We start from the raw sequence: 19,029 nt of genomic DNA, 5'->3' as shown, positions 1-19,029 counted from the left end.
TTTATTGTCTAACCTCGTCGTTCAGCACCGCGCGCGCGGCCTGCGCATCCTTCTGCATCTGAGCAATCAGCGCCTCGACGGACGCAAATTTTTCCTCGCCGCGCAGAAATTCGTAGAAGGCGACCTCGACGGTCTCGCCGTAAAGATCGCCGTCGAAATCGAAGACGAATACCTCGAGCAGCGGCGGCCCGTCGTCGAAGGTCGGACGCCTCCCGAAGCTCGCCACGCCACCATAAAGGACGCCGCGCGCCTCGAGCGTCACCGCATAGACGCCGTGCCGCAGGCGATTGGAGACGTCGAGCGCGATATTGGCGGTCGGAAAGCCGAGCTTCCTTCCGCGTTGCGCGCCCCTGACGACCTCGCCCTCGATGAAATAAGGACGGCCAAGCAGGCTCCGAGCGAGCCGCACGTCGCCGAGCGCCAACGCCTCGCGTGTCGCGGTCGAGGAGACGGCGTCGAGGCTGCCGGCCTCATCCTTGACGATGCGCTCGACGATCTCCACCAAGAAGCCCAGCCGCGCGCCTTCGCTCTCGAGAAATTGCGCGTCGCCGCGCCTGCCCTTGCCAAAGCGAAAATCATAGCCGGCGACGACGGCGGAGGCGCCGACGCGTCGACTGAGGACGTCGCTCGTGAAGCTTTCCGCGGGAAGCGAGGCGAAGGCCGCGTCGAACGTAAGCGTGACCAGGCCGTCAAGCCCGAGCCGCTTCAGAAGGGCGGCCTTGGCGAGCGGCGGCGTCAGCCGGAAGATCACGGAATGGCCAGCGAAGAAATCAGCGGGGTGCGGCTCGAAGGTCAGCACCGCGCAAGGGCGGCCGAGCCGGGCCGCGAGCGTCTTCGCTCTCTCGATCACGGCGACATGGCCGCGATGCAGCCCGTCGAAATTGCCGAGCGCAAACACGCCGCCCCTAAGGCCCGGCGGGGGCGCGAGCGGATCGAGGCGATCGACGAAGGGCGTTTGGCTGCTCACGAAGGCTCAGGCGGCCCCAACGGCGCGACTTGCCTGCTCGCGGCTCGGCACCATCACCGTGGCCTCGCCGTCGAGCACCACCTTGCCGTCCACGAGGCACTCGCATTTAAGCTTGGCGCGGCGGCCCTTTTCGACAAGCTCGACCACCTCGACCACCACAGTGATCACGTCGCCGATCTTGACCGGCGCACGAAAGAAAAGGGTCTGCGAGAGATAGACCGCGCCCGGACCCGGAAGGTACATGCCGATCACGGTCGAGATCAGCGACGCGGTGTAGAGGCCGTGCACGATCCGCTCGCCGAAGCGAGTCTTGCTCGCAAAATGGTCCGAGAGGTGAATCGGATTGCGGTCGCCGGAGAGATCCGCGAATGCGATCACGTCGTCGTCCATGACGGCCTTCATCAAGGTTTCGCGCATGCCGACGCTGAGGTCTTCGAAGTGGTATATTTTGAACGGGATCGACATGGCTCCACCGAATGGGCCCAGGCGGGCCTTTAACGCGCTTCCCACTCGAACGGAATCGCTCGAGCGACAAGAAAGCCGCGCCAGATTCAAAGGCTGAGCAAATTCCGACCGCGAAAGTCTGCCGACGCTTGCGGAATTCGTCCTCTGCCCGCCGCCCCTCTTTACCACACAAGTTCGCTGGTCATAGCCACGGGGCGGGCGCTGGCGCGCAAAAACAGCCGCTCCAGCGCCTCGGGGTCGAGAGCGCCGGCGGCGTCCCGGATTTCCTCACGGTGGACGCCCTCCGTCACGAAGAGGCAATCCAGCCCGGCGCGGCCAGCGCCTGCGAGGTCGGTCTCGGCTCCGTCCCCGATGGCGAGGGCGCGGATAGCGCCCTGAGGGCCGTCGAGGGCCGCCCGCGCCGCGTCATAGATGAGGCTCTGCGGCTTGCCATAGGTCAGCACGCGCCCTCCGAACGAGTCATAGCGTCGCGCCAGCGCGCCGGCGCAGTAGACGCGACGGCCGCCAACCTCGACGACGACGTCCGGATTGGCGCAGAGCATCGTCAAACCTCGGCTCGACAACGCGCGTAAACGATCGTCGTAATCCTCAGGCTCGTCGCGCTCGTCGTCGACGAGACCCGTGCAAACGACATAGTCGGCGGCTTCCACGCCAACGAGCCGCGCCGGCGCGCCGAGACGGGCCGCCGCTTCGAAAAGGCCTTTGTCCTGCGGCGGTCCAAGATGAAAGCAGGATTGGTCGCGCCGCGCCACGATCTCGCGAAGCGTTAGCTCGCCCGCGGTGACGATCGCGTCCCAGCAGTCTCGGGGCACGCCCAGGGCGTCGAGCTGCAACGCCACCTCGGCGCTGGGCCGCGAGGCGTTGGTGATCAGCGCGACCCGACCGCCCTGGCCGCGAAACGCGCGCAGAGCGGCCGCAGCATTTGGGAAGCACCGCAAGCCGTCGATCAGCACGCCCCAGACGTCGCAAAATATGGCGTCATATCGAGGCGCGAGCGCAGAAAGACCGGAAATCGTCGGGATGGGGATTGAGCTCAAAATCGCGCCGCCTCGAGCGCCAAGGCGTGCGACATCGGCGCAACCTCGGAAAAAACATTGCGCGCCTCGTCGAGCGCCAGGAGACGTCCGTCCATGACGCCAAAATAGGCGCCGTGCAGATGGAGATAATGGCGTTTCTCGAGCGTCGCAATCCAAGGGAATGTTCGCAGATTGCGCAGGCCCTGCTTGACGGCTTCGAGCTCGAGACGCTCGACATAGGCGCGATCCGGGCGGCTCGGCGGCAGGCCCACATGGTCGACCGCGGGGCCGAGCAGCTTGATCCAGCGCCCGATAAAGTCGCCGTCCGAGAGAGGCGGCGCATCGGGGTTGGCGAGCGCGTCGGCGAAGGCCGCCACGCCGCCGCATTGAGCATGCCCGAGCACCAGAATGTGCCGGACCTTGAGCGCCATCACCGCATATTCGAGCGCCGCCGAGGCCCCGTGATAGTGGTTGTCGGGCTCGTAAGGCGGCACGAGATTGGCGACGTTGCGCAGCACGAAGAGCTCGCCGGGCCGGGCGTCGAAAATCACCTCCGGCGAAACGCGCGAATCGCAGCAGCTGACAATCATCGTCGACGGCCGCTGACCTTGCTCGGCAAGCGTGCGGTAGCGTTGCTGCTCCTGACCGAAGCGCCCGGCCAGGAAGCTCTCATATCCCTGGACGAGATGGCCGGGCAGCGGAGGGGATCCCTTCGTCGGGCTGATGTCGTCGCTCATGATCCGTCCTGGTTCGAGCTGATCGCAACGTCGGGCTTGGCGCGTCCCCGCGCTCTCCCTTATGCTGGGGTCTAGAGCATGTCACGGAAAGTGCGAAGGGGTTTTCCGGTTAGGATAGGCTCGTAAGTTTCTGTTTGGAGCTTAGTCCTTTTCTATCACGCGGTTCCGCGCAATAGAAAAGGACTAGGCTCTAGACCTTCAATCAAACGAAGAATCCCGCGGCAAGACGGGATCAGCGCCAAATGAGGAAGGGAATGATCCCGAGATTGAAACGTAGCGTCCTGGCGATGCCGGGCTCCAATGCGCGCGCCCTCGAGAAAGGCAAGGCGCTCGGCGCTGACGCGCTGATGTTCGAGCTCGAGGACGGCGTCGCCGAGAGCGCCAAGGCGACCGCCCGGGAGCAGGTTGTCGCGGCTCTGAAAGGCGGCGGCTACGGCAAGCGTCAGCTTGTCGTCAGGGTCAACGTTCCTGCCTCGCAATGGTACAGGGACGACCTCGTCGCGCTCGCCTCGGCTTCCCCCGACGCCATCGTCATTCCGAAGGTCAACGGGCCCGAGGACGTCTTGCAGGTCTCGAGCGATCTCTCGGCGGTCGGCATGCCGATCTCCGTGCGGCTCTGGGCGATGATCGAGACGCCACGGGCGATCCTGGACGTGGAAAAGATCGCCGGCGCGCTCGCCTCGGCGCCTCGCCTCGAGACGCTCATGCTCGGCCCAAACGACATCGCCAAATCGACCCGCGTCCGCTTGATCAAGGGCCGCCCCGGCCTCTTGGCTTGGCTGTCCGCCGCCGTGCTCGCCGCCAGGGTTCACGGGCTCGACATCATCGACGGCATTTACAACGACTTCAACGACGAGGCCGGCTTTCGGGACGAGGCCGAGCAGGGGCGCGATCTTGGCATGGATGGCAAGATGCTGATCCATCCCGCGCAGATCGGACCGGCAAACGAGATTTTCGCGCCGAGCCCGGCAGAGGTCGATTTTGCACGAAAAATCCTCGCCGCCTTCGACTTGCCGGAAAATCAGGACAGAGGCGTCGTGCAGATCGAGGGCCGCATGGTGGAGCGCCTGCACCTCGACGACGCCCGGCGCACGCTGGCGCTCGTCGGCGAGACTGAAGCTTAAGGGTTTGGCGCCTGGCGCCTGGGGTCTAAGCACGCTGCCCTATCCGGCGTGAAATCCGGCAGAGGCGAGCAAAAGGTTGCTCAGCGGATAGGCGCTGGCGGTTTCGCCGAAGGCCGGGGTCGACTATAAGGGGCGCGGCGAGGAAACATGATGGTCGAGAAAGAAACCGACGCGCCGTCGGCGCCGCGAGATCAAGAGCCGCAAGCGCCGAAATCAACGCCCGAGACAGAACGCGTCGCCGTGAAGAAGCGACGCCGTCGGGGGCGCAGTTTCACCCTCTTCCTTGCCGCGGTCGGGCTGCTGGCGACCGCGCTGGGCGCGGCTACCGTCATGTTCAGGAACCAGGATGAGCGCCTTCGCGTCGTCGCCGACGCGATCGAACAGGCGACGGAAGACCCCAAAAGTTTCATATTGAAGGAAAAGGAAGAGCTCGGCGCCTGGCTGACCGAGAAGCTTCCGAAGGGCGAAGAAGAGGCTAGGACGAGTCCCGCGCCGGCCTCCATGCCGACGGATCCGACCCCGACCTCCGCTGCGAGCGCGCCCGCAGCCAACGGCCCGGGATGGGCGGCCCCGCGGGAGACTCAGCAGAAGCCGCCTGTCCAGAATGCGGAAGCCGAGCCTCTGCGACAGGCTCCGGCTCCCTCGGTCCCGCCGCCAAACGCCATCGCAAGTGATGAGATCGCGCCGCTGGTCAGGCGCCTGGAGGCCCTGGAGGACGGCGTCCGCGTGGCCACTGAGGCCGCGGCCGAGGCGCGCCGCGCGGCCGAAGCGAAATCGCCGAGCGAGCGGGCGGAAGCCCCTGCAGCGGCTAATCTCGAGACGAAAAATACGGTCGCCGGGCTCGAAGCTCGCCTGGACGAGCTGACGCAGTCGGTGGCGAAGCTGCAGGAGCAGCTCGAACAGCCCAAGGTCGGCACGCGGGCGACGCCCGATGTCGAGGCCGGACCGCGTCCGCAGTCCGACAAGCCGCTCGCAGCGCTGGAATCGCTCGCACTCGCCCAAGCGGTGCAGCGCGCGCTCGAGCGGGCCAAGCCCTTCGCCGCCGAGCTCGCGGCCCTGCGACGCCTCGGCGCGGACCCGAAGTCGCTCGCGGAGCTTGCGCCATTCGCCGAAAAAGGCGCGCCTTCGCCGCGAGATCTGCTCGGCACTTTCGAAGCCGTCGGCAAAAAGCTGCGCGCTTTCGAGAACAAGCCGCCGGAAGGGACGCCCCTCTCCGATAAATTGGTGCTTGAGGCGCAGCGGCTCGTGCATTTGCGGCCCAAGGGGGAGGCGCCTAAGGCGACGGCGGACGACATCACGCCCAAGATCGAGAAGGCGCTGGCGCACGACGATCTCGCGGAGGCGATGCGGGCCTTCGCCGGCCTACCCGAGACGACTCGCGCTGAGGGCAAGGAATTCGGCGATTTGCTCGCGGCGCGGCTCGCCGCGGAAGAGGCCTCTACGGCGCTCGTTGCGGCCGCGATCAGCGCGCTCGACGCCGGCAAGAATTAAGCTCTCAAGGAGCCATCGCCCATGTGGTTCATCCTATTTTTCATTCTGCTGCTCGCCGCTCTTGCCTATGGGGTCGAACAGGTGATCGACCAGCCGGGCTCGGTCACGATCGACTGGAGCGGCTATCACCTCGACGCCTCCATTCCGGTCGCCGTGGCGGCGCTGCTCATCGCTGCCGCCGGAATTGTGCTCGTGTGGACGCTCGTCACGAGCACATTCAAACTGCCGCAGCGCATGCGTGAGGGCTTGCAGGGGCGTCGCCGCGAGATGGGTTTCGCCGCGGTGACCAAGGGCATCGTCGCCGCAGCATCGGGCGACGCGGCGGCTGCGCGGGACGCCGCAAAGGCGGCGGAAAAGCTGCTCCCGGATGAACCGCTCGTGCATTACCTCAAGTCGCAGGCGGCCCAGATCGAAGGCGATTTCAGCAAGGCCGAAGCCGCCTTTCAGCGCATGACGCTCAAGCCCGAGACGCGGCTTCTCGGCCTGCGCGGATTGCACATCCAGGCCCAACGCCGCGCTGACTCGGAAGCGGCTCATTATTTCGCCAAGGAAGCGCATGAAATCGCTCCCCTGCCTTGGGCGGGCACGGCGCTGCTCGAGCATTACGCCGCGGCGGGCGAGTGGGACGAAGCCCGCAAGGCGCTCGAAGAAAGCTACAAGGTGGGAGGGTTGGACGCCGCCGCTGCGGAGCGCTACCGGGCCGTGCTTGAGACGGCCGCAGCGATGCAAAAAGAGGCGCGCGACCCCCAGGCGGCGTTGCATCTCGCCCACCTCGCGCTGAAGCGCCGGCCGAATTTCGTCCCCGCGCTCCTGGTCGCGGCGCGGGTTCTGATCAAGCGAAACGATCCCAAGCTCGCGGCGAAGCTCATTGAAAAGGCTTGGCCCAGCGCGCCCCACCCGGAGCTCGCGACGGCCTATCTCGACTCTTTTCCCTCGGAGACCAACGCGCAGAAGCTCGTGCGCGCCGAGCGGCTGGCCGCCCTCGCGCCGCAGGCGCCCGAGAGCCGGCAGGCTCTGGCGCAGGCCGCGCTTTCGGCGCGCGCTTTCGCCAAGGCGCGTTCGGCGCTTGCGCCGCTCGTCGCCGAAGGCAAGACGCCAACGGCGCACACCTGCCTCCTCATGGCGGAAATCGAGGACGTCGAGTTTGGTCCCAGCGGGCCCGTGCGCGAATGGCTCGCACGCGGTTCGCGCGCGCCTCGCGATCCCGCGTGGATCGCCGACGGCGTGGTCTCGCGAAGCTGGGCGCCGATCTCGCCCAAGACCGGGAAGCTCGACGCTTTCGAATGGGGTCCGCCGCCTTCCCCGCCGCCTGGACCTTCTCAGGACGGGCGCCCGGAAATTCCCGCGGCTTTTCAGCACCAAGCCCCGGTCGCGGCCATCGCCTCAGATTCGGCTGGCGCCTGACCCCCGATCGGCGCGACGCAAGCGCACATAGAGAGCGCCCTCGCCGCCATGCCGCCGCGAGGCCTCGCCGAAGCCGACGACAATGTCGCGCAGGCCTGGCCCTTGCAGCCACAAGGGCGCGAGCCTGCGCAGCACTCCGCCGTCGGCGCGGCCAAACCCCTTGCCCGTGACGACGATCGCGAGCCGGGCCCCACGCGCCTGCGCCCGGCGCAAAAAGTCGAGCAGCGCCGCATGCGCCTCCTGCTGGCGGAACCCATGCAGATCGAGCTTGGCGTCGACGTCGAGACGACCGCGCTTGAGCTTGCGCCGCGTCGCCTCGTCGATGGTCATGGGCGGCTCCGGGCGCTTTTGGGGCAGCGGCGCGAGGCGCGGCGCAGCCGCGGCGTCGGCGCTGCGCGCCGGGGGCGGCGAAGCGGGTTTCGGCGTGACAGGGCGATCGCGATAAGGCTTCACATCGGCCGTGACCGCCGACCACAGCTCGAGGTCCAAGGCGCTGAGCTTTCCCGCTCTTCTTCCCTCGCGACCGCGATCCATTCCTCTCCCCTCGCGCGCAGCTCACTCAATCTCGCTCAACCTTTGCTCACTCAACCTTCGGCAACAGCGTGAAGAATTGCGCGTCATGCCGAATGCCGCCGGCGAGCGCGCCCGCCTTCTCTCCCGAGCCAAAGTAGAGGTCCGCGCGGGTTTCGCCAAGAATCGCCGAGCCCGTGTCCTGCGCGACCATGAGCCGCGCGAAGTCCTCGGCGTCATGACTCCTCCAGGGGATACGAGCCTCAATCCAGAAGGGAAGCCCGTAGCACCAGATCGAGCGATCAACAGCGATGGATCGCAGCGGCGAGAGCGCTAAGCCGGCGCCGCCGATGGGTCCGAGGCTCCGCTCAGGAGAATCGTCTTGGCGAAAAAAGACATAAGACTCGTTCTTCTGCATGAGCCGCCGTCCCGGCTCGCCGGGGCCTGCCCCCAACGCGCGCAACGTCGCTTTCAAGACCGCAAGCGACATTCGCTCGGGCTGCACGAGGCCGCATTCGATAAGGAGTTGCCCAATCGAGGTATAGGGGCGGCCGTTCCTCCCGTCGTAGGTCAGCGCCGCGCTCGACCCATCGGGAAAAACGAGCCGAGCCGATCCCTGCACCTGAATAAGAAAAAGCTCAACCGCGTCGGCGAGATAAGCGAGGGGTGGGGACTGACTGATCCAGGGGCCTTCCTCGATCTCCCGGCGCGGGGCGTAGGGCTCGAGGGCGCCGTCGTCGCGTCTTTGTGCAGCGTAAAGTGGCGGTCCGCCCTGGATCATCAGCGGCGCCTCGTTCAAGGTGACGAGATCGCCCGGCCGAGCCAGCACCGGCGTTGCAAAGCCCGGCTCCGGCTTGCGGCGCGCCTCGACCTCGACCTCGTAATAGCCGGTGAGCAAGCCGGTCTTCTCCAGTCGGAAAGGCTGGAAGCGGCGCCGAAAGAAATCCGCAGGCTCCTCGGGCTCGCTGAGCGCCGCGCGACAAATCTCCTCGAGCCCATCGAAGGCGGGCCGCGCCGGCCGCAGCAACGCCGCATTTGAGACGATCGCCTCGGCCGAGCGGCGAAAGGCGGCGAAGGCTTCCGCCAAATCGTCGCGCTCGAAGCCCGAAAGCGCCTCGAAGCTCACGGCTTCGCCGCGGAAAGGCGGAAGATCGACGCCGTTCATTCGGCGCGGAGGGGAGTCGCGGCGCTAAAGCGCGCTGGGAATGAAGAAAGGCCTGTCTTTGGCATGAAAACGCGCTCCAACATTCTGGGGATCAATCACGCTTTTCGCGTTCAAGGAGCGAAGCTGAGCGCAGCGCGATCTAGTGCAATGATTCGGTCGCGACGAGCCTCCAGTTCGGGTCTCGCGACGCCGGGGCGCGGGCGAAGGTCCAGAGATCGACAATGGAGACGGGATGCTCTTCCCCCCCGATGAGCTTCCCCTCGCGATCGCGACGCGTCGTCAGCAGCTTCACCGCAAAACGCAGGGTCACATTATTGACTCCACGCTCCGAGCTTGCATCCTCGACGCGCGTGTCGTCGATGGCGACAACCGAGGTCTCGACGCTCTCGCCGTTCGCCTCGCGGCTCGCGATTTCGCGCGCGAAATTATCATAGACTTCGGAGGAAAGCAGTCGGCGCAGCGTATCGCGATCACCCTTGGCGAAGGCCGAGACGATCATCTCATAGGCTTTGCGCGCACCCTCGATAAAGCGCTCGCGCGTGAAGGACGGGTCGGTGGCGGCGATCGCGTCGAGCCCGGCCCAGGCCTTGCTGCCCTGCTCGGCGAGGCCCGTCCAGCGCTCCGCATCAAGCGCGGCCGGAGCGGGAGCCGCGGGCCGGGGGCCGAAGAGCCCTCCCTTGGAGGGCGAAAAACGGTTGCGCGGAGGCGCGGACGCATCGCGTTCGCTGCGCACGCCAAGCACCGAGTGAAGCTTCCAGAGCACGAAGACGGCGAGCGCCGCGAAGACGAGGATTGACGGATCGAAGGCTTGCTCAATGTTCAAGGGCGACGCTCCCTAAAGTTCCGTCACTCGGTTATCATGCGAGGGGGCGTAAGTCACGAATCAAGCCGCGTCGAAGACGCGGCCAAGCGTCGCCGGAAGAGCGAAATCGGCAGAAGTTCCCGGACTTTGAGCTCCGAATTCGCTCGAGCTTGCTGTGCGGCGGAACTTCTCATCGCTTGTGCGGTTCCGTTGAAGCGAAAAGCGCGCCGATGGGAAGCGCGCAGAAGGGTCTCGACAGACGTGAATAGGTCGAAATTCTTCGCCTATGCCTTGGCGGCCTGGCTACTCCTGGAAGCGCTGGCCTTCGTGATCGTCGTCGAGCTCTTCGGGGTGACCGCGGCGCTCGCGCTCGCCTTGGCGACGACGCTGATCGGCCTTTTCGACATCAAGAAGCTGTTCGATTATTTGCGCCGCCGCTCGAGCGCCGGGCGCGCGCCGAAGGAAGGCGAGCCGAAGCCCGACATGGTGGAGACCGGCCTCCATGCGCTCGCCACGACGCTCTTGATTCTGCCGGGCTTCGCTTCCGATCTCGTGGGTCTTGCGCTGAAGGCCCCGTCGATCCGCGCAGGCCTCGCAAAACGCCTGCGCGGCGAGAGCGAAGGCCGCCGCGGCCCGCGCACCATCGACCTCAAGCCCAATGAGTGGAAGAGCTTGGATGCGCCGCGGAAGAGACGCAGAGTCGCCAAATCGAGCGGGGCGCCGCCGGCGGGTTAACGCGCCTCTTCGCGCAAGCCCGATGGCAAACAGACAAAAGCCCGCTTGAAGCGGGCTTTATATTCGCGCGATGCGTATCCGCTCGTCCTACATGAAGGAGCCGAAAATCGTGCCGCCGATCCCGCCAAGCACCGCGGCTGTGAGGAACCCAGGGAAGCCGAACAGCGCGCCCCCGATCGCCGCCCCTAAGACCGCTCCGGCCAATCCCCCCATGGTCGCCATCGTGACGTGTTCTTGGGTCGATATCATCGTAACCTCCTCGTGCTGACCTCTTGCCGCAGAGAGGCACAAGGAGAGCTAGAGTTGACTTTGCAGGCGGCAAGCTCGTGATGCGCTAAATATCGGGACTCCGCCGCCGCCCGACGACGCATCCAACGCAGAATCCTGGGAAAACGTGATGAAGTTACTCGCATCTGGCGTCTTTGCCGCGATTTTGATGATCGTGGGATACCCCTTCGCAAATGCAGCGCCGGTCGGCTATTACCAAGACCAGAAAGTTGTCTATCACAACGATGGCGGTAGCCCAGACAACGCGGCTTACTTTAAGAGAATGCTCAATACGATCAGCAACCATATTGAAGCAATCGGGAAAGAACATGTTGAAATTCGCGTTGTTGACCACAGTAGCGGCGTCGAATTGTTCCAGATGGCGAAGACAGACAAGGAGCTGGCTAGCCGTCTCGACAGGCTTAGAGAGGAAGGCGTCCGCTTTCTAATTTGCGCCAATACACTCAAGGAACGTCAGATAGATTGGCATGAGCTCTATGGCGTGAAAGAAGAAGACATTGTTCCCAGCAGCGCCGCGGAACTTGCCCGCTTGCAGAGGATGGGCTTTGTCTATATTCACCTTTAGAGCATGTCAGGGAAAAGTGCGAAGCCGTTTTCCGAATCCGGACATCGCGGCGGAGCGTCAGTAAAAGATCCTTTTAGCGTTGCAAATCTGCAACACCATACTTGGAGCACTCCTTGCGGGGATCCCGCCAGGGCTTCAAACCTCGAACGCCCGGAATTCAGAGAGGCCTGCGAAGGGCAGAGGGTTAGAATTCGCTTCAACATGTTGGGGCGGCAAGGTTTCTGATCCCTCGAAGAATTCCTTGCGAAGGAGGCTTAGCTTCCCGCTGAGGAATTCCGAGCGCGAAAGAACGCGTCGTCACACAATGGAGAAAATAGGTAGCGATTATCTCAGAATCTGAGTATGGGCGCAGCTAGGCTGCCGCGACGAGGAGCGTTTGACGCTTATGCGGATTTTGGTGGCGACGGACGCTTGGCGCCCGCAGATCAATGGCGTTGTGCGCACGCTCTCGGCGCTTGCCCGCAGCGCGCGCGGGCTCGGCGTGGAGATCGAATTTCTCTCGCCTGAGGGTTTTTGGTCGCTGCCCATGCCGTCCTATCCGCAGCTTCGTCTCGCGCTGCCGTCGCCTGGTGGAATCGCGTCGCGAATCGAGGCGGCGAAGCCCGACGCCATTCACATCGCGACCGAAGGACCGATCGGCCACATGACCCGCGCCTATTGCGTCAGGCGCGGCCGCCCCTTCACGACGAGCTACACAACGCGTTTTCCGGAGTATATCGCCGCCCGCTACCCCATTCCGGTGAGCTGGTCCTATGGGGTGCTCCGGTGGTTTCACGCCGCCGCCTCCGTCACCATGGTTTCCACGCCCTCCCTCTACAATGAGCTGCGCGCGCGCAATTTTGGGAATTTGGGCATGTGGACGCGCGGCGTCGACACCGACGTGTTTCGGCCGGACGTGGCCGTGGCGCTCGATCTTCCGCGTCCGCTCTTCGTCACGGTCGGGCGCGTGGCGGTGGAGAAGAACCTCGACGCTTTTCTGTCGCTCGACCTGCCGGGAACCAAGCTCGTGATCGGCGGCGGTCCCCAGCTCGAGGAGCTGAAGCAGCGTTACCCCGAGGCTGTGTTCCTCGGCGAGCTCGAGCATGAGACGCTCGCCGGCTATCTCGCCGCCGCGGACGTCTTCGTTTTCCCGAGCAAGACCGACACTTTTGGCATCGTGCAGCTCGAGGCGCTGGCTTGCGGTCTGCCGATCGCCGCTTATCCGGTCACAGGCCCGCTGGATGTGGTCGGAGCTAATCCCATCGGCGCGCTGAATGAGGACTTGCGGGCGGCTTGCCTTGCGGCGCTGAATGTCTCCCGCGGGGCCTGTCGCGACTTTGCGCTCGGCTATTCCTGGGAGAACAGCGCCCGCCAATTCATCGAGCACATGCACAAGGTCGCCAACCAGGATTGCCGGCGCGCGCCGACCAAGATCGCCGGCTCGGCGATCGTCCAAGGATAAGCGCCCCCGTCAGGGGGAGATTCCCGTCAGGGAGAGATCGCCGCGCGCTCGCCGAAGAGCCGATGGAGGATCATTTCCTTCAGAACGCCGCGGCGGATCGTCTTGTTCGTCAGCCCGGCGGGGGCGCGCCACCAGCCGTCGTCGCGCATGGCCTTCGCCGCCGCAATGAACCGATCCGCCACGACGGCGAAATCCTCCTCCTTGTAATTGAGGCTGAAGATCAGCCGTCCCGTCCCTGTCCAGGGCAGAGCGAGCCCCTCGGCGCGCAGGTAATATTGCAGCATCCAGTTATAGCGTGAGGGCTCGGTGTAGCTGACCATCCAGATGGTCGACATATTTGCGACCCGCACGGGCAAGGCCTCCGTCTCGAAGCGCGCGTTGAGCCTCCGCGCGCGCTCGTCCCAAATTGAATCGAGATCGCGATAAAGATCACGGCGGCTAGGCTCTTCAAGGCGCTGCAGGAAGCGCCGCATCGCGCAAATTACATAGGGGTGCGAATTGAACGTGCCGCGGGCGAAGCAAATGTCGCCTGGACGATCCTCGCGGAAGCGCCGCATGAGATCTTTGCGGCCGCAAAGCACGCCCACCGGGAAACCGCCGCCGAGCGTCTTGCCGTAAGTGACGAGATCCGCCTTGACGCCGAAATACTCCTGCGCGCCGCCGCGCGCCAGGCGAAAGCCGACGAGCACTTCGTCGAAGATCAGCACGATGCCTCGCTCCGAGCAAATCGCGCGCAGCTCCTTGAGCCACTGCGTATAGGCGGCCTTGTCGAAATGCGCAGAGCGCGCGCTGTCGACAAGCGAGGAGTCGGCGGGCGCCGGCGCATTGGGCGCGAGCGCCTGCAATGGATTGACGAGAACGCAGGCGATGTCGTTGCGGGTGCGCAGGACATGCAGTGTCGCTGGCGACATTTCGCTCAACGTATAGGTTTCATGCGCGGGAGCCGGATTGCCGATTCCCGGCTGCACGTCGCCCCACCAGCCGTGATAGGCGCCGCAGAAGCGCAAGAGATGCGAGCGGCGCGTATGATAGCGCGCGAGGCGAACCGCCTGCATCACCGCTTCCGTGCCCGACATGTGGAAGGAGATCTCGTCGAGGCCCGATATCTCCCTCAGCATGCGCACATTGTCGACGATCGCCGTGTGATAGGCGCCAAGCACCGGCCCGAGCGCTCGCGCGTCCGCGGCGCCTTCCGCGATCGTCTCCTTATAGAAGTCATTGCCAAAGACATTCACGCCGTAGGAGGCCGCGAGATCGTGAAAAACATTCCCGTCCAGATCGGTCAGCGTGACGCCGGACGAGGCCGAGAGGAAAGCGCCCGACGGCAAATGCCGCGCGACATAGCCGCTGAACTGAAAAGGCGTGCGATAGCGCTCGGTAAATTGCATGTCCGAGATGCTCTGGGCGGCTTCGGCGCCAAGACGGCTCGTCGCGGCAAATCGCTCGCGATAGACTTCGGCGAGGCGCATGAAGCCGGCTCGGCGCTGCGCAGCGACCTCGGGAGAGGCGTCGTCGCAGCAGAAAAAGCGCGTTTCGTCATATTGATAGAACGGAAGGAAGGACGCGAGCCTTCGCGCGATGCGCGGATGTCCGGCGAGCGAGCGGTGCTTAGCCCGGGAGAGCTCGAGCCGGCGTTTGAGCCTGGGGAAGAGGGCCGCGAGCGCGCCGCCGCCAAGCCCGGTGAGAAGAAGCGTTTGGATCGTGACTGTCATATATCGGCTAACTAATCATCATAGTTGACCGCTCCATGACGCTCAAAAACCTCGTGGAGCAGGAAGAGATCAACTTCCTGCTCACCAATCGCATCCCGCGCTATGCGCTCACCGTCTTCATGGGATGGTTCAGCAAGATCGAGCAGCCCTGGGTGCGCGACGCCTCCATCGGCCTTTGGCGCTTATTCGCCGACCTCGATTTGAGCGACGCGAAGAAACAAGAATTCAAAAGCTTGCACGACTGTTTCGTGCGCGAGCTGAAAGACGGCGCACGGCCGATCGACATGAGTCCGGAGATCTTGGTCAGCCCTTGCGACGCGATCGTCGGCGCCTGCGGCCGCATCGAGGGAAGCGAGGTGCTGCAGATCAAAGGCTCGCCTTACGACATCGGCGAGCTCTTGCAAGACGATGAGCTCGTCGCGGCGCATCGCGACGGCTGCTACGTCACCCTGCGGCTGATGTCGAGCATGTATCACCGCTTCCATGCGCCGCATAACTGCCATGTCGATCGCGTGACCTATGTCTCGGGCGATGTATGGAACGTCAACCCGATCGCCCTCCGGCGCATCGAGAAGCTCTTCTGCAAGAATGAGCGCGCGGTGATTCGCAGCCGCCTTGCGGCGACGGGTCACCCCATCACGCTCGCGCCCGTCGCCGCCGTGCTCGTCGCCTCGATGCGTTTCGAATTTCTCGATATCACGCTCGGCGTGACTCATAAGGGGCCAAAAATTTTTCCTTGCGATGCGCGACTCGGCAAGGGCGACCTCATGGGCTGGTTCGAGCATGGCTCGACGATTATTGTTTTCGCGCCGAAGGGATTTTCTCTTTCTCCAGGAGTCGAGTGCGGCGCGCGCATCCGGGTCGGCGAGCCATTGATGCGTCTGCCCCTTTGAGCAGCGGGGAATGTGGCCTTGTGCGGCCGCGCTGATCAAAGGCTGCGCCGAAGTCGCATTCTTGGCAGCATAGCAAGAGATGCATAGCAGCAGCCAAGCCATTCACAGGCAAAAACTTTCACGCCTTCGACGTACTGACGAAAAACCGTCACGCCTATTTCACGAATCTTAAATAGCTAAATAAGATCGTCATAAGCAAAACCGGGAGACGTCGTATGGATCGGTTTTTATCGTCGCTCAAAGAGCAACGTTGGGATGACCATCGCTATTATCATCACAGCCGGGTCAATCAGTCTCTGCACTTCGTGAGCGCCGTCAGCTTCCTCTATTGCTACACGATCGTTTTCAAGGACCCCGCGCTTGCAGCGCTGATCGCCTGGCTCGTGTCCATGGTCACGCGGCAAAGCGGGCATTTCTTCTTCGAGCCGCGCGGCTATGACTCCATCAATCATGCGACCCAGGAATATAAGGAAGAAATCAAGGTCGGCTACAATCTGCATCGTAAGCGGATTCTCATGGCGATCTGGGCGCTCTCGCCCCTCCTGCTGCAGGTCGACCCGACGCTCTTTGGCGCCGTCAAGGCTGCGCAAAGCACGGGCGAGCTCGTTCACAACATCGGCTATATCTGGTTTGTCGTCGGCGCCGGCGGATTCATGTTCCGCATCGTTCAGCTCATCCTGACGAAGGACGCGATGACCGCGGCCGTCTGGGCCGCCAAGATCTTGACGGACCCCTTCCACGACATCGCGCTTTATTACAAGTCGCCGCTGCATCTCGGCCAGAAGCCCGACCCCAAGCCGTTCCAGGCCGAGGGCGAGGACGAGGACACGGAGTCAGAGGATAGCCCCACGCTGGCGCACTGACCGCGCAGGCCGCCGCTCCCTCAACGAAGCGGGGGGCGGCCGCTTCTCGTTTGATTTCCAGCCTCTCGATCGGAATGCGGAAATGGTCTCGATCGAGACGGCCGCAGCGGCGATTGGAGCCGCTTACGGGTTTCTCGTCTTGGGCGCCGCGCTCTTTCAGCGCCAGCTCCAATATCGACCCCACGCGCGTCACACGCCGATCGAACTCTCTGGCCTCGCGGGCGGAGAAGAGCTGCGACTGACGACCTCCGACGGCGAATTGCTGGTCGCTTGGCACTTTGCGCCGGAGCCGGGAAAACCGCTCGTTCTTTATTTCCACGGCGCCGCCGGGTCGCTCGTCAAACGCGTTCCACGCCTGCGCTTGTTCATTGAGAGCGGGTTTGGCGTGCTCATGGTCTCCTATCGCGGCTACGGCGGGTCGAGCGGAACGCCCACGGAGGCCGGTCTGCTGCTGGACGCCGATTGCGCCTACCGCGCCGCCTGCGCCCGCTACGGAGCCGATCGCCTGATCATCGTGGGCGCGTCGCTCGGCGCTGGCGTCGCCGTGGCCCTGGCTGCAAGACGTGAGGCCCGCGCCCTCGTTCTCCTGGCTCCCTTTCTCTCGGCGATGGATCTCGCGGCGCGGCGGTTCCCCTTCCTGCCCGTGCGTTGGCTCATGCGCGATCCGTTTCGCTCGGATCTGGCGATGCCGCGCGTGCGGATGCCCGTGCTCGTGATCCACGGAGAAAGCGATCCAATCGTCCCGATCGAGTCCGGAATGCGGCTGTTTGAGCTGGCGAACGAGCCCAAGACTTTCCTGGCCGTACCCGGCGGAGGCCATATCGTGCTCGGCTCGGCCGGCGTATTCGCGAAAATGCGCGCCTGGATCGACGGGGTCGCCTCCATCAGCGAGCCCGCGGCCCCGCCCCGCGAGGTGGGATCGCTCTGAAAGACGAGACGCAAGCGCCTTCGGCCCAGCATGGCCTCGGAAAGGTCGACGCCAAAGTCCTGCGCTTGGGCGGCTCAAGAGCCGCTCCCGCGCTTAAGGGAAGGATCTCCCGGCCGCGCGCCCGGCCGGGCTTCCGCCAGCTCGATCCTCATCAGCGTCCCAGCAAGAACGAAAATGCGGAAAGCGACCGCCTCCCGCGGATTGACGGCGGTGACCACGAAGCGTAGATCAAATGGCATGAGCATCGCCTTGCCCAGGACTCGCGCCTCAGGGTCTCGAACAGCTCCGCTGTTCGTGGCGTATCTCTTTGTACTGCAAAGCCTAGCGGTCAGCTTGGTCTCGCCTGTCGGCGCGCTGCGGGCGAATGGCTTCTGGAGCGCGACCTGCATCCAGAGCGCCGAAGATCGCGCCCCGGAGACGCCGGGCGCGCCGCGTCCGACCAACGGCCAGCCTCACGATCAATGTTGCGTCTTCCACGGCGCGGGCGCCGGCATGGCGCCGCCCGCGGCGGACGTTCGGCTACCGCCGGCCCCAAGCGGCTTGCCGGCGGATTGGCCCGCGCCCACGCTCGCGGCCATCACGCTCTGGCCCACGCTGCCCGTGGGCTCGCGCGCGCCCCCTGCCTCCGACCTCTGAAAGCGACCTGAAGGTCGCTCCAGCTGCGAGCGCGGACTCTCGAAGCACAGACTTTCGAAGAAAGCGCCCGCGTTTTTTCCCGGAATCCGCGTCGCGAGCCGACTCGCCAAAGCAGCCATTCCATTGGCCCAGGCTCAACAACAGCCTTCAGGATTCCTAGAAGTCGGTCAGGTCATGAACCAGCATTCTCCGCCCGCCAAGACGATGGCGTCGGCGTCGTCGGCAAAAAGAAGCCGCACGCCGAGATCCGCCGCTCCGGCTGCGACGCCCCACGGCGACACCGTCGCCAAGACAATCGAGGTGATCGAGCGCTATTTCGACGCCGAGGGACGCCCGATCAAGCATAGGACCTTGGGCGCCGCCCGCATCGCGCGCCGATACGACAAGCGCGGCAATCAGATCGAAGAGTCCTATTACAATTCCTGCGGCAAGCCAACGGAACGGCGCGACCTGGGAGCGGCCAGCATCGCCTGGCGATATGACGAGAACGGCCGCCGTCTCGGCACGGACTTCTTCTCCGCCAATGGCGCGCTCATCGCTCGCGAGGACGCAGAGCAGGCGAAGGAGCCAGCCGTCGTCGAATAGCGGGTCGAGGCTTTTCTCCCGAGCCTCGTCCCCTCGGGGGCGTCGCGCTTTCCCCGGCGCGACGCTTCCCGCCTGTCTCCATTAGCGCTACTTGTTCTTGGGCGCTATTTGTTCTTGGGCGTGAACATGCTGTGGATGCGCTGTCCTGGCGTTCCGCCGCCTTCCTTGCCGGAGCCGTCCCTCGCGAGCACATGGGCCTCCTTCGTCGTCAGGTCGTAGACGAGGTGGTCGCCCTTTACGACGTTCTCGCCCTGCGTCCAGGTGACATTGCCGGTGAGATGCACCTTGTTGTCGCCGCGGTCATAGGTGAGATGATCGCCCGTCGCGATCTGATCGGGCGAGACGAGCGTCACAGGCCCCTCCGCCTCGACATGCCGCACCTTGTCGCTCGACGACCCGCCGGCCTCCCCCTGCCCGTCCTTGCCCGCGCCCTTCTTGTTGTCGAGGAAAATCGTCATCCTCGAGGTCTTCAGCGTCGAGGGACCGTTCACGACGATCACGCTGCCCCCATAGATGAGCTTTTGCTCCTTATCAAAATAGTCGAGCTTGTCGGCGTCGATGTTGACGGGATCGGAGGCCGTCGCGCCGGGCAAAATACCGCCGCCGCCCGATTTCGCGGGGGATTGGGCGCCCGCGGCCTCGGCTGAAAGCAGGAGCGCGGCCAGCAGCGCCGCGATCGCCGGCCAGCGATTGAGGCTCATC

Annotated in this window: 22 protein-coding genes; 11 read left to right on the top strand and 11 right to left on the bottom strand. The window is 64.6% G+C overall.

Annotated features, from left to right (window positions below; translation table 11 throughout):
- Position 1 precedes the first annotated feature (1 nt).
- From QMG80_RS08995 to QMG80_RS08980, 4 genes are all read right to left on the bottom strand, one after another.
- Positions 2-967, bottom strand: coding sequence for a bifunctional riboflavin kinase/FAD synthetase (locus QMG80_RS08995; protein WP_085772509.1), 966 nt, complete (start codon positions 965-967; stop codon positions 2-4).
- 6 nt (positions 968-973) lie between these two features.
- A complete protein-coding gene (locus QMG80_RS08990) occupies positions 974-1,432 on the bottom strand; it encodes a MaoC family dehydratase (protein WP_085772508.1) in 459 nt (152 codons plus the stop codon).
- 161 nt (positions 1,433-1,593) lie between these two features.
- Positions 1,594-2,469 carry a TIGR01459 family HAD-type hydrolase gene (locus tag QMG80_RS08985; protein WP_245299954.1) on the bottom strand — a complete coding sequence of 292 codons (876 nt, stop codon included), beginning with the start codon at positions 2,467-2,469 and terminating at the stop codon, positions 1,594-1,596.
- A complete protein-coding gene (locus tag QMG80_RS08980) occupies positions 2,466-3,185 on the bottom strand; it encodes a carbonic anhydrase (protein WP_085772507.1) in 720 nt (239 codons plus the stop codon). The genes QMG80_RS08985 and QMG80_RS08980 overlap by 4 nt, the downstream gene beginning before the upstream one ends.
- 254 nt (positions 3,186-3,439) lie before the next feature.
- On the opposite strand from QMG80_RS08980, the gene QMG80_RS08975 reads away from it, so the two are divergent.
- The 3 genes from QMG80_RS08975 to QMG80_RS08965 all read left to right on the top strand — a co-directional run bounded on the left by QMG80_RS08975 (position 3,440) and on the right by QMG80_RS08965 (position 7,204).
- Complete coding sequence (locus QMG80_RS08975; protein ID WP_085772506.1) at positions 3,440-4,309, top strand: HpcH/HpaI aldolase/citrate lyase family protein; 870 nt, start codon at positions 3,440-3,442, stop codon at positions 4,307-4,309.
- Positions 4,310-4,459: 150 nt separating this feature from the next.
- Positions 4,460-5,800, top strand: coding sequence for a COG4223 family protein (locus QMG80_RS08970; RefSeq protein ID WP_085772505.1), 1,341 nt, complete (start codon positions 4,460-4,462; stop codon positions 5,798-5,800).
- Between the two features lie 21 nt (positions 5,801-5,821).
- Positions 5,822-7,204, top strand: coding sequence for a heme biosynthesis protein HemY (locus QMG80_RS08965; RefSeq protein WP_085772504.1), 1,383 nt, complete (start codon positions 5,822-5,824; stop codon positions 7,202-7,204).
- Here QMG80_RS08965 and QMG80_RS08960 read toward each other — a convergent pair.
- The 3 genes from QMG80_RS08960 to QMG80_RS08950 all read right to left on the bottom strand — a co-directional run bounded on the left by QMG80_RS08960 (position 7,184) and on the right by QMG80_RS08950 (position 9,702).
- Entirely contained in the window at positions 7,184-7,738 is a 555-nt protein-coding gene (locus QMG80_RS08960; protein ID WP_085772503.1) for a Smr/MutS family protein, read from the bottom strand. The two genes, QMG80_RS08965 and QMG80_RS08960, sit on opposite strands and share 21 nt — an antisense overlap.
- 46 nt (positions 7,739-7,784) lie before the next feature.
- Positions 7,785-8,879, bottom strand: coding sequence for a murein transglycosylase A (gene mltA / locus QMG80_RS08955; protein ID WP_085772502.1), 1,095 nt, complete (start codon positions 8,877-8,879; stop codon positions 7,785-7,787).
- A gap of 139 nt (positions 8,880-9,018) precedes the next feature.
- Positions 9,019-9,702 carry a Tim44/TimA family putative adaptor protein gene (locus tag QMG80_RS08950; protein ID WP_102938117.1) on the bottom strand — a complete coding sequence of 228 codons (684 nt, stop codon included), beginning with the start codon at positions 9,700-9,702 and terminating at the stop codon, positions 9,019-9,021.
- A 240-nt stretch (positions 9,703-9,942) separates the two neighbouring features.
- Between QMG80_RS08950 and QMG80_RS08945 the strand changes: the two genes are divergently transcribed.
- Positions 9,943-10,416 carry an FxsA family protein gene (locus QMG80_RS08945; protein WP_102938210.1) on the top strand — a complete coding sequence of 158 codons (474 nt, stop codon included), beginning with the start codon at positions 9,943-9,945 and terminating at the stop codon, positions 10,414-10,416.
- Positions 10,417-10,503: 87 nt separating this feature from the next.
- On the opposite strand, the gene QMG80_RS08940 is transcribed toward QMG80_RS08945, so the two are convergent.
- Positions 10,504-10,665, bottom strand: a complete 162-nt coding sequence (locus QMG80_RS08940) for a hypothetical protein (RefSeq protein WP_199768982.1) — start codon at positions 10,663-10,665, stop codon at positions 10,504-10,506.
- Between the two features lie 187 nt (positions 10,666-10,852).
- Between QMG80_RS08940 and QMG80_RS08935 the strand changes: the two genes are divergently transcribed.
- Both QMG80_RS08935 and QMG80_RS08930 read left to right on the top strand, forming a co-directional pair.
- On the top strand, positions 10,853-11,269 hold the full coding sequence (locus QMG80_RS08935; protein ID WP_425351475.1) for a DsrE family protein: 417 nt from the start codon (positions 10,853-10,855) through the stop codon (positions 11,267-11,269).
- 385 nt (positions 11,270-11,654) lie between these two features.
- Positions 11,655-12,710, top strand: a complete 1,056-nt coding sequence (locus QMG80_RS08930) for a glycosyltransferase family 4 protein (protein ID WP_085772499.1) — start codon at positions 11,655-11,657, stop codon at positions 12,708-12,710.
- A 26-nt stretch (positions 12,711-12,736) separates the two neighbouring features.
- Here QMG80_RS08930 and QMG80_RS08925 read toward each other — a convergent pair whose 3' ends face one another.
- Positions 12,737-14,422: an aminotransferase class III-fold pyridoxal phosphate-dependent enzyme gene (locus QMG80_RS08925; protein WP_085772498.1), complete on the bottom strand. Its 1,686-nt coding sequence runs from the start codon at positions 14,420-14,422 to the stop codon at positions 12,737-12,739.
- 35 nt (positions 14,423-14,457) lie between these two features.
- Here QMG80_RS08925 and asd point away from each other — a divergent pair, with 35 nt between their 5' ends.
- The 3 genes from asd (at position 14,458) to QMG80_RS08910 (ending at position 17,106) form a co-directional block, all read left to right on the top strand.
- On the top strand, positions 14,458-15,315 hold the full coding sequence (asd, locus tag QMG80_RS08920) for an archaetidylserine decarboxylase (RefSeq protein WP_085772497.1): 858 nt from the start codon (positions 14,458-14,460) through the stop codon (positions 15,313-15,315).
- Positions 15,316-15,530: 215 nt separating this feature from the next.
- The gene (locus QMG80_RS08915) at positions 15,531-16,178 is read left to right on the top strand and encodes a hypothetical protein (protein WP_085772496.1); all 648 of its coding nucleotides are present in this window, start codon (positions 15,531-15,533) and stop codon (positions 16,176-16,178) included.
- Between the two features lie 82 nt (positions 16,179-16,260).
- Positions 16,261-17,106 (top strand): alpha/beta hydrolase, encoded by an 846-nt coding sequence (locus QMG80_RS08910; RefSeq protein ID WP_085772495.1) that lies wholly within the window; start codon positions 16,261-16,263, stop codon positions 17,104-17,106.
- A gap of 74 nt (positions 17,107-17,180) precedes the next feature.
- Here QMG80_RS08910 and QMG80_RS08905 read toward each other — a convergent pair whose 3' ends face one another.
- Positions 17,181-17,345, bottom strand: coding sequence for a hypothetical protein (locus tag QMG80_RS08905; protein ID WP_158658819.1), 165 nt, complete (start codon positions 17,343-17,345; stop codon positions 17,181-17,183).
- Positions 17,346-17,439: 94 nt separating this feature from the next.
- On the opposite strand from QMG80_RS08905, the gene QMG80_RS08900 reads away from it, so the two are divergent.
- Positions 17,440-17,742 (top strand): hypothetical protein, encoded by a 303-nt coding sequence (locus tag QMG80_RS08900; protein ID WP_158658818.1) that lies wholly within the window; start codon positions 17,440-17,442, stop codon positions 17,740-17,742.
- Positions 17,743-17,916: 174 nt separating this feature from the next.
- Positions 17,917-18,327, top strand: a complete 411-nt coding sequence (locus tag QMG80_RS08895) for a hypothetical protein (protein ID WP_245299953.1) — start codon at positions 17,917-17,919, stop codon at positions 18,325-18,327.
- Positions 18,328-18,431: 104 nt separating this feature from the next.
- Here QMG80_RS08895 and QMG80_RS08890 read toward each other — a convergent pair whose 3' ends face one another.
- On the bottom strand, positions 18,432-19,028 hold the full coding sequence (locus tag QMG80_RS08890; RefSeq protein WP_085772493.1) for an LptA/OstA family protein: 597 nt from the start codon (positions 19,026-19,028) through the stop codon (positions 18,432-18,434).
- Position 19,029: the final 1 nt, after the last annotated feature.

The organism is Methylocystis bryophila (genome assembly GCF_027925445.1).
GTDB classification, from domain to species: Bacteria; Pseudomonadota; Alphaproteobacteria; order Rhizobiales; family Beijerinckiaceae; genus Methylocystis; species Methylocystis bryophila.
Note: the sequence above shows the minus strand (reverse complement) of the source record. Positions and strands in the feature narration are given on the sequence as shown.